Source organism: Synechococcus sp. R3-13, assembly GCF_047462195.1.
Taxonomy (GTDB): Bacteria; Cyanobacteriota; Cyanobacteriia; order Thermostichales; family Thermostichaceae; genus Thermostichus.
Genome location: NZ_JANSIO010000203.1, coordinates 1 through 8,609, shown reverse-complemented (window position 1 = coordinate 8,609; position 8,609 = coordinate 1). Strand labels below are relative to the sequence as shown.

The 8,609-nt window shown below is 57.6% G+C and carries 11 protein-coding genes; 5 read left to right on the top strand and 6 right to left on the bottom strand.

Features of this window, described 5'->3' with window-relative positions:
- Positions 1-712 (top strand): 8-oxo-dGTP diphosphatase MutT (gene mutT / locus NW856_RS06230; protein WP_414399537.1); only part of this gene is annotated, 712 nt, incomplete at its 5' end.
- Between the two features lie 100 nt (positions 713-812).
- Complete coding sequence (locus NW856_RS06225) at positions 813-1,088, top strand: hypothetical protein (protein ID WP_011432394.1); 276 nt, start codon at positions 813-815, stop codon at positions 1,086-1,088.
- Positions 1,089-1,151: 63 nt separating this feature from the next.
- On the opposite strand, the gene NW856_RS06220 is transcribed toward NW856_RS06225, so the two are convergent.
- Positions 1,152-1,484: a hypothetical protein gene (locus NW856_RS06220; RefSeq protein WP_011432395.1), complete on the bottom strand. Its 333-nt coding sequence runs from the start codon at positions 1,482-1,484 to the stop codon at positions 1,152-1,154.
- A gap of 153 nt (positions 1,485-1,637) precedes the next feature.
- Here NW856_RS06220 and rnc point away from each other — a divergent pair, with 153 nt between their 5' ends.
- Together rnc and NW856_RS06210 are read left to right on the top strand one after the other, a co-directional pair.
- On the top strand, positions 1,638-2,360 hold the full coding sequence (gene rnc / locus NW856_RS06215) for a ribonuclease III (protein WP_414399536.1): 723 nt from the start codon (positions 1,638-1,640) through the stop codon (positions 2,358-2,360).
- Positions 2,357-2,584 (top strand): hypothetical protein, encoded by a 228-nt coding sequence (locus tag NW856_RS06210; RefSeq protein ID WP_414399535.1) that lies wholly within the window; start codon positions 2,357-2,359, stop codon positions 2,582-2,584. The genes rnc and NW856_RS06210 overlap by 4 nt, the downstream gene beginning before the upstream one ends.
- A 72-nt stretch (positions 2,585-2,656) precedes the next feature.
- Here NW856_RS06210 and NW856_RS06205 read toward each other — a convergent pair whose 3' ends face one another.
- The 3 genes from NW856_RS06205 to NW856_RS06195 form a co-directional block, all read right to left on the bottom strand.
- Positions 2,657-3,910 (bottom strand): AI-2E family transporter, encoded by a 1,254-nt coding sequence (locus NW856_RS06205; RefSeq protein ID WP_414399534.1) that lies wholly within the window; start codon positions 3,908-3,910, stop codon positions 2,657-2,659.
- Positions 3,911-4,078: 168 nt separating this feature from the next.
- Positions 4,079-5,191 (bottom strand): hypothetical protein, encoded by a 1,113-nt coding sequence (locus NW856_RS06200; RefSeq protein WP_414399533.1) that lies wholly within the window; start codon positions 5,189-5,191, stop codon positions 4,079-4,081.
- A gap of 119 nt (positions 5,192-5,310) precedes the next feature.
- Positions 5,311-6,384 (bottom strand): OmpA family protein, encoded by a 1,074-nt coding sequence (locus NW856_RS06195; RefSeq protein ID WP_414399532.1) that lies wholly within the window; start codon positions 6,382-6,384, stop codon positions 5,311-5,313.
- 353 nt (positions 6,385-6,737) lie between these two features.
- Between NW856_RS06195 and NW856_RS06190 the strand changes: the two genes are divergently transcribed.
- Positions 6,738-7,028 carry a hypothetical protein gene (locus NW856_RS06190; protein ID WP_414374267.1) on the top strand — a complete coding sequence of 97 codons (291 nt, stop codon included), beginning with the start codon at positions 6,738-6,740 and terminating at the stop codon, positions 7,026-7,028.
- 103 nt (positions 7,029-7,131) lie between these two features.
- Here the strand turns inward: NW856_RS06190 and NW856_RS06185 are convergent, their stop codons facing one another.
- Positions 7,132-7,335 (bottom strand): hypothetical protein, encoded by a 204-nt coding sequence (locus NW856_RS06185; RefSeq protein ID WP_041436260.1) that lies wholly within the window; start codon positions 7,333-7,335, stop codon positions 7,132-7,134.
- A gap of 178 nt (positions 7,336-7,513) precedes the next feature.
- A partial coding sequence (locus NW856_RS06180) for a 1-acyl-sn-glycerol-3-phosphate acyltransferase (protein WP_414399531.1) occupies positions 7,514-8,609 on the bottom strand: 1,096 nt, incomplete at its 5' end.

The window sequence follows — 8,609 nt, the reverse complement described above, 5'->3', positions numbered from 1 at the left end:
CATTCTCAGCGCTGCCTTCGATCAGCCTTTGCCCATTTTGGATGGCAACGTTAAGCGAGTGCTGGCTCGCTTGGTGGCTTTGCAGCAGCCTCCGTCCCAGTGTCTGTCCCTGCTGTGGCAGCTTTCCGAGCAATTGTTGGATCCCGTGCAGCCGCGGGCTTTTAACCAAGCCCTGATGGATTTGGGGGCTACTGTCTGTCGTCCCAAAAAGCCTCACTGTGGCCGGTGCCCTTGGCAAGCGGATTGCAGCGCCTACAATCGAGGTCAACACCAACAATTGCCTATGTCTGCACCCCGTGCCTCCCGTCCTCATAAGCAAATCGCGGTTGCCATTGTTCTGCGGGGAAAAGAAATCCTTATCGATCGACGGTTGGAAAGCTCGATGCTCAGTGGGCTGTGGGAGTTTCCCGGAGGGAAAATCGAGCCGGGAGAAACGGCTGCCGAGTGTGTAGTGCGGGAGGTGAAGGAAGAAATCGGCATCGATATCGAGGTGGTCGCGCCGCTGGCCACCATCGAACATGCCTACACCCATTTCACCGTTACTCTTATCGCTTTTATCTGCCGCTACCTGGGCGGAGAAGCCCAAGCCCTGCAATGTAGTGAGGTGCGCTGGGTTAGCCCGGCGGAGCTGTCGGAATTTCCCTTCCCAGGGGCCAATCAAAAGTTGTTTCCCCACTTGTATGCTTGGCTGGCAGAGCATGGCAACCCATGATGAACCCACCCAATCCGCCAAATGGCTTAGACCCTTCTGGAACGTTTGCCCCAAGACATTCGATAGGATAGTAGATGTCCTGCTGCCGTGAGCTACGGATATGCTTGTCACTCTGGAAAAAGCTGGGGAGATTCTGGCTAAGGGATCCCACACAGCCATCACAACCACAGATGGCAAGATCGCGCTGGTGCCCAAGGGAAAAGAAACCCTCAAACTGACGGCCAACGAAGCCATTAACCTAATGTTTTACGTCGTCCGCTCCGCTGAACCGGCAGAGACGGTGATGGCCCAACTGGAGGAGGCAGTTGCCAAAGCTCAAGCCCCCGATCCAGCCGAGGAACGGGCCAGAAAATATCGAGAACTTCGTGGCATCTAAACGGATGGGCACTCGTGCCGGTTGGATCCCTTCGCAAACTGGAGAGAGACCCCAAAACAAAGATTAAAAGCAGGAGGAGCTAAGGGCGACGAACTTTCCATCGGTGGTCCACCCCAGCAACATTGGCTCCTGCGGTTGAATGGCCCGTCCGGTGAGAGCACAGCATTGGGCTTGGTGGGCCGTGGCCGGGAAGCTGGCCCGAATATCCTCAGGACTGAGGGTGGCAGCCCCTTGAGAGTGACGCAGGACATAACTCCAAAGAATTTCCCGTATGAGGGCCTGGTAACCCTGATTTCCGGCCAACGCCTTCAGTCGCTGCTTCAGCTCACGTTCCAGCCGAATGCTGGTCACTTCCATCTGGGTCGTGGGAATGGGGGAATTGGCGCGAATGGGCATGCAGGGATCCTCCCTCGAAAAGCCTATACTACTCCTGTAGCATAGCTGGCTTACCGCCTGAGCGGGGATCCCGGCCTGGGTGAGATGGCTCAGGTCAAAATGGTTGCAAGCTGTGCAGTTCTGACCGCTAAGGCAACGTCAGCACCTGAGTGTATGGTTGAGTTGATCCCGCCCCGTCGCCGTGCCTTGGAGCATTTGCTGGCCCGCCTTGGATTCAGGGATCCGGCTTTGCTGGAACAACTGCGTTGGGATCTGCTGGATCAGGCTCTGATTCACCCTTCTCTGGATGGCCGACGGAACAACGATCGGCTGGAGTTGTTGGGGGATTCTGTCCTGCGAATTTTGGTCACAGAATTCTTGTTTCAGTCCTATCCCCATCTGTCGGTGGGAGAGCTGACCGCGATTCGCTCCGACCTGACCAGCGATGCTTACCTGGCAGAACTGGCGGATCTGCACGGCTTGGATCGCTACCTCGAGGTGGGATCCAGCTCTCAAAACGACTTGGCCGGACGGGGTCGGCGGCTGGCGGATGCTTTCGAGGCTCTGCTTGGGGCTTTTTATCTCAGTTGGGGTATTTACACGCTGCCCAGGCTGCATCCCTGGCTGGATCCCTATCTACACCGGCGAGTGGAGCAGTGGTTTCAAGACCCCACTCGGCGCAACCCCAAAGCAGCCCTGCAAGAACTCACCCAACGCCTTTGGGGCAGCCTGCCGGAATACCGCCTGGTGGCCGCCCAGGAACATCCCCCCCATTTCACCATGGAAGTCTGGGGGCAAGGACGGTGCTGGGGTCGCGGTGAAGGTCGCTCAAAAAAGGCTGCGGAAATGGCCGCCGCTGCCCAAGCCTACAAACACTTGCAGTCGGAGCAGACATGAGAGGCAGCCACCGCTACGAGTTGGCCAGTTGGTTGTTTTTGCTGGGGAGTGGCCTGTTTGCGGTGAGCGAGGTGATGACCTTGGGCAGTGACCCCTCTCTGTGGGATCCAGCAGCTCCAGCCTTTCTCAATCTCAAGGTTGTCCAAACCCTGCTGGGGATAGGAGCCAGCCTCCTGTTCGTCGTAGGTAGTGCTCTGTTCATCCTCGATGCCCGTCACCGCTGAGATGTGCACCCTACCCAAAACCACAGCAGCCCTTCTCCGAGAGCAACAGAGGCGAATCAGATGAGAAGCTTGCTAATAAGGACTTCTTCCGGCTACGGGATCCGCAGGCGAGAGACTTTCTTTCTGTGGCAACCCTTCCGGCTCGTTTGACGAGTCATTCGGACGAGAGGAAAAAGATGGCTCTGGGCTGCTCGCGTCGGCAGGATCCATCCCCGGCAAAGCCAAAGAACCAGCAGCCTCGGTGGCCCGAGCATACAGCCTGGCTCGAACCTCTGCCTCCTGCTTGGGCTTCAGATAGAGGTTCTCCAGCAGCACCGCCATACCCGCCACCCACGGGGGGGCGATCACCGCCCCAACAATACCCAACAACTGGGTGCCCCCCAGCACCGCCAGCAACTGATACAAGGGCTTCACCCGCACCGAGGATCCCACCAACAGAGGATCCAACACATAGGTTTCCAGGTTTTGAACGGCAACGTATAGGATCAGCACCCACAAAAAAGTCCAGCCCCCCTGCACAATCGCCACCACCAAAGCGGGCAGGGATCCCAGTACCGGCCCAATGAAGGGGATAAGGTTGGTAAACCCAGCGATCACCCCCAGCGCCAGAGCAAACTCCGACAGGCCCAGAAAGCGAAGCGAGACGGTGATCATCACACCCAAAATGGCAGAGACCAGCACCCGCCCCTGAATGTAGCCCCCCATGCGCTGGGCCATCGGGTGTACCTGCTCAGCAAGCCGCTCATTCCAGGGATAGGGAAACAACTCCACCAAGCCCCGCACCAAGTCAGAGCCGCTCACCAGCATGTAGCCGGAAATGAAGAGGGTCAGCACCATGGTCAGCAGACCGCCCAGCAAACCACGGGTGAAGTCGAAAGACTGCACCAGCACCCGTTGTCCCGAGCGAACCGCCCAGCTCATCAACGACTGAGGATCGAGCAACTGGTTTAGGTAGTCCAGCGCCGCCGGATCCACCCCCGCCAGATCAGCAATCCAGGTGTCCACCAGCAGTTGTAGTCGCTCCAGATAGAAGGGCAACCTCGCTAGCAACCGCTGGGTCTGAGTCGCCACCGTCGGGCCAATGAGCAGAGCCAAGCCGGCAATCCCGGCAATTAAGCTCAAATACACCAGCACAACCCCCAGCCAGCGGGGGATGCGTAATCGCTCGGCCAGATCCACCAGGGGAGCCAGCGCTGCCGCCACCACCACCGCGATCATCACCGTCAGCACCAAGCTGCGCAGTTGCCACAGCAGCAACAACAGCATCCCTGTGGCCACCACCAGGGCTACAGAGGATACGGAGATGGTCAGTTGTCTTCGGCTCATCACTTGGCTGGGTTCTCTTCAGGGGGCTAGGTAACAGACGGCTCTACCATCCTGGCTTGCCCTAGCTGGACTTGCCAAACGCTCTTGGGCAAAGACCCTAGACCCAGAACTTCCCTGCCCAGTCGGCCAGACCAAAGATCCGCAGCAAAAACCCAGCCAGAATTGCAGCTACCGTAGCAGTTCCATCCGTACCGCTTCTGCATATTCCAGCAGCTCCGGGGATCCCGTGCCGGAAGCCCGCCACAACATCAAAGCGCTACCCAAATCGGAAGCGGCACCAGCCCTATCCTCTCCCTGGTAAGCGCGCGCCATACCGCGGTGGTAGTAACCTTCAGCCCGCTGGGGCTGCACCTCGATAGCCCGGCTGAAATCCTGAACGGCCAAATTGAAGTCGCAGATGCTGGCCCACATCAGGCCGCGATGGACATAGGCCTCGAAAAGATCGGCAGCATCTTGATTTTGCTTGGCCAGCTCAATCGCCAGATGCGACACATCAAATGCCGATTCCAGATGGCCTTGTTCGGCCCAGATGCGAGAGCGGATCAAGTGCAGTTGCGGGTTGTGATAGGCAATCCGATCCAGGGGAGACAAGGTCGCCAGAGCCTGCTCAGGTTCTTGCAAACGCTCGTGTTGGATTTTGGCCTTGAGCAAATAGGCTTCAGCCAGGTAGGGATCCAAAGCAATGGCAATATCCAGATCCCGCAGAGCAGAGCGCATCAAGCGAGCAATGGCAGAAGCATGCTCAGGCTGCGGTAAAGCAGCAGGATCTTCTTGAGACTCCCGCCAGAAGTATTGCGCCCGTTGCAGATAAAGCTGCGCATTTCCCGGCTCCTGTTGGATGGACTGGGTTAGCCGCGCCAGCTCATTGGGAAGATCCGCCGGAGCAGAGGATTGAGAGAGAGTGGGATCCTGACGCCGAGGCCGTGCCGGCACGGCAAGGCTTGGGTTGGAACGGCCAACAACCCCGGCGGGCTGGGGATCTGCCTGTTGCGCAAGCCATTGATAGACCTGCTGCTGGTGAGCGAGAGAGCGCTGCTCAAGCTGTTGTACCCGTTCTTGCAGTTGGGCTTGCCGCCTGAGCCAAGATTCAGAACCTGGTTCATCTTCAAACAAGGTCTGGGATGACGGCAGAGAGTGCTCCCAAGCTTGTAGAGAAACCTCAGTGACAGGACTCTGGCTCTTACGAGACGAGGCCAACCAGCCACATTCGCCGATCAAAAACGGCAAGGACAGCAAACCCAACAAAGCCGAGCCGGAGAACAGAAGACTGGGCCTAAGCATGGATCCCACCCCTTGAAATAGCTTAGAAGTAAAGAGTTGCCTCTAAACTAGTTCGCCACAGCCGCAGTGTCCAGACTTTCGGCGATGCTTGCCCTGAGCCAAAACTCAGAAACTCTCCCCTAGGGGATTCTGCCACCCGCCAGATCCACCAACTCCACGCGGCGATTTTTTGCTCGGCCCTCCTCGGTGGCGTTGCTGGCCACAGGAGCAGAGAACCCCACACCAACCGGATAGAGTCGACGTTGCTCGATACCCAGCTGAACCAACCGGTTGACAACCGCCTCGGCCCGGCGCCGCGAGAGACCTAGGTTGTAGTCGAAGCTACCGGTTGCATCGGTATGACCGACCACGAGGATGCTGAGGTCGGTGCGCTCGCGCATCAGCTTGGCGATCTCGGCAAGGGTGGGCTCGGCAGCCGCTTCAATCTGATCCGAGTCATAGGCAAAGAGAATGCCGTAGAGGGCGATCCGGCCATCGCGGCTGATGGCTTGATTGATCTCGCCGCTTGTGATGCTTTCAACCAGCTCCAGGCGTTGCTGGCGGGGCTTGACATCGACGACATCCACTCGCCCCAGAGTAATCCCGGTCGGGATCGGTCCACTGCCGCGGGTGACCTCCCAGTCATCGGTATTGACCACAAAGTAGGCGCTCACGAATCGCTCATCGCCTTCGGGGGACTTGCCACGTGCGGCTAAATAGGCAGCAGTGTTTTCTCTGGCGTTCTGAAACGGCCACTGGGCCCGTTCTTCCGGCGTGCTGTAGGTGCCCTTCATATCCAGGATCTCGTCAGCAATCTGGTTGTTGTAGCCGAGGGTCTCAATCTCCTCCCCCAACCCGGAGAAGAGGATCTCAAAGCCGGACTCTTTCAGTTCGGTTTCGTAGTTGAGCAGCGCCTCAAGAGGGGCAACCCGCTCCGGCAGTCGGTAATAGGTCGTGATGCGACGCCCTTCGACAGTTTGAGACCGGTACGGCTGCACAGCTCCCATCGCGCCACTGAAGACGATTTTTTCAAGGGCCAACTTAAAGCGGTCGTAGTCGGCCTGCGATTGAAACACAATGCTGGATCCTGCGAAGCGCTTAAGCCCTGGGGGATCCGCTGTCCCTGGCAGATCAGCCCGAGCTGGCCCCGCCTGGACAAGCAGCGCTGTTAGCACAGCGAAGGCAAAACGCTGTAAATCTGCGCGAAAAGACATAGCCACTCCCTAGTTTTTCCAAAATCTTTACGGGGCCAATGCCTAGAAGCTTAGCTCAGAAATGCAAAGGGATTAAGGGCAAACCTTTCTTTTAGTGTGTTAGTTTACGAACCATTGTTAGTACTTAGGATATGAAGCACTTAAAAATTAAGAGAAAATGCTAACCCGTAGTCGAGCTGAATATTCGAGACAATGCTCTGGCGCTCCCAGCTACCAAGGCGAACTCAAAAAGCGTTCATAAGCATTCATACCCTTTGTAACAGATTGCAAGCAAACCTTCACAAACAGATCACTGCACCTGAGCCAGAGTTAGATTTTCTACAGGAGCAGAACCGGGAAGTGCCACCCTTACCTTGGTTCAGTTCGACTCCCAGGATCCCTATGAAGTCATTCACCGCTTCAAGCCAATTGCCGAGGTCCCTGAGCTGACCCGCGAGACCTACGTGCCGCGAGCTTCTACTCCCTTGCTGGATGCCATGGGGCGCGGCATCATCGACCTAGAAAAGAGCCTCAGCGAACTCAGCGAGGCAGATCGCCCGGCCAAGGTTATGATGGTTGTGGTAACCGATGGGCAAGAGAATGCCAGTCGCGAGTTCCGCAAAGAGCAAATTGAGAAGATGATCAAGGGCAAGGAAGAAAGCTAATCCCTCTGCGGATAGGGCTTTGTGGGCAGGTTGACACAGGAAGCCCCTCGGATCCAGGGAAAGGGGAAGTATCGCAATGACCTCTGGGCCAGGGGGGATCCCTTCAGCGCCGTCGTCTGGAGCAGCGACGCAGTAACCAACTGGCGGCGGCCCGGTCGCCTTCATCCCATGCCAACCGCTCCACGGCCACCATCACCATCGAGGTGATTACAGCTTCACTTAAATGGCGAGAACGCAAGTGCTGCACGGCTGAAGTGGCGGCCTCTAGGTCGCGTCTGCGGATGGCGCGGAGCAGCTCATCAGACATAGACCAAGTCAACGAGCCTCACTTCCTTTCTGCCCCCTTTCTACCCCAAGAGCCAAAAATTTCCCTTTTCCTTCACCTGCTTGTCAGATAATGCAAAAGTTCGTCTTACTCTCACGAAATATCTCACAAGATGTCTCAGGAATTGTTACACTTTTTGCCCCTGAGCCGACTAGGCATGTCAGACAGCAGGGAGGACCGCAGGGGAGCACGGGATCCCTTTGATAAGCCGCTCCATTTCTGCTTGTAAATCTTGGGTGAGGGCTTGTACGGCTTGTCGGCGGTTGGCCTGGTAGGCGGGCCAGCGTTCGGAAACCGAGAGGGGATCCCCAATGCTGAAACGGGCCAGGCGGGGGCCCAAGCGGGGGGGAGCAGTTCCGACGGGATTTTCTCCTTTGATCCAAGCCAGCAGACTCCAGAGGCGCAGGGCGGTTTCCGCCAACTCGTCTAGACTTAGACTGGGCTGCTCAGGTACAGGGCGCACCGCAAACACCATCAAGGTTTCCGCCAAGCGCATGTGCCAGAGGTGAAAACTGGCCTCAGCAGCCACTCGATTGGCCAGCCCCCTTTCCAAAGCCGAGAGAGCAGCAATATCGGCAATATCTTCGCGGTAGATCCAGGCCCAGCCCGCCTGTTCGATGCGGTGCCGCCGCTCGATGAAGTCTCCTTGAGGCTCTAGGCCGAAATGTTGCTCGGCCACCCGCAGGGCCAGATCTGACAAGCTTTGAAGACGCGCCAACAGATCCCCCTCTTTAACTTGGGCTCTATCTGCAGCAGGAAGAGCAGGGGCATAGAAGCGCTCATAGAAGGTCTGCATGACCTGGAGCAGGTGTTCTCCCAAGCGAAGGATACGGGCCAGCAAAAAGGCTTGACCGGCGTGAGCCGAGCGCGTGGGCGGCAGCTTGCAATCGGCCTCCATGCGGCTGAGCAATCTATTCAGAGCGGCACTGGGATCCCGCAGGTAGGAATAGCGAAGGCCTACCGGCAAGATCAGCACCTGCTCTGGCCGTCCCGCCTTGTGCAGATCCTCCACCGCCCAAAAGCTCATCTGGGCTACCCCCGGCTCCAACGGGTTGAGAAGACTGCTCATGCCGTTGATCGTCCCTTCTGGAGCTACCGCCAGCGGATATCGGCCCGATACAAACTGCTCACGAGAACTCTTTAGCCCTGCCCGATCCAGACGGCCCCGCAAAATCGGGATCCCGCCCAAGCGCGGCAAGCCCCAACGGGCAACGGATCCCAGCCACAGAGGTAGGCCGCGGTCATAAACAAACAAA

Excerpts from the sequence above, each read along its gene's own strand:
- NW856_RS06210 (WP_414399535.1), top strand. The coding sequence starts at position 2,357 with ATGAGAGGCAGCCACCGCTACGAGTTGGCCAGTTGGTTGTTTTTGCTG.
- NW856_RS06195 (WP_414399532.1), bottom strand. The coding sequence starts at position 6,384 with ATGTCTTTTCGCGCAGATTTACAGCGTTTTGCCTTCGCTGTGCTAACA.
- NW856_RS06185 (WP_041436260.1), bottom strand. The coding sequence starts at position 7,335 with ATGTCTGATGAGCTGCTCCGCGCCATCCGCAGACGCGACCTAGAGGCC.
- NW856_RS06220 (WP_011432395.1), bottom strand. The coding sequence starts at position 1,484 with ATGCCCATTCGCGCCAATTCCCCCATTCCCACGACCCAGATGGAAGTG.
- NW856_RS06205 (WP_414399534.1), bottom strand. The coding sequence starts at position 3,910 with ATGAGCCGAAGACAACTGACCATCTCCGTATCCTCTGTAGCCCTGGTG.
- rnc (WP_414399536.1), top strand. The coding sequence starts at position 1,638 with ATGGTTGAGTTGATCCCGCCCCGTCGCCGTGCCTTGGAGCATTTGCTG.
- NW856_RS06225 (WP_011432394.1), top strand. The coding sequence starts at position 813 with ATGCTTGTCACTCTGGAAAAAGCTGGGGAGATTCTGGCTAAGGGATCC.
- NW856_RS06200 (WP_414399533.1), bottom strand. The coding sequence starts at position 5,191 with ATGCTTAGGCCCAGTCTTCTGTTCTCCGGCTCGGCTTTGTTGGGTTTG.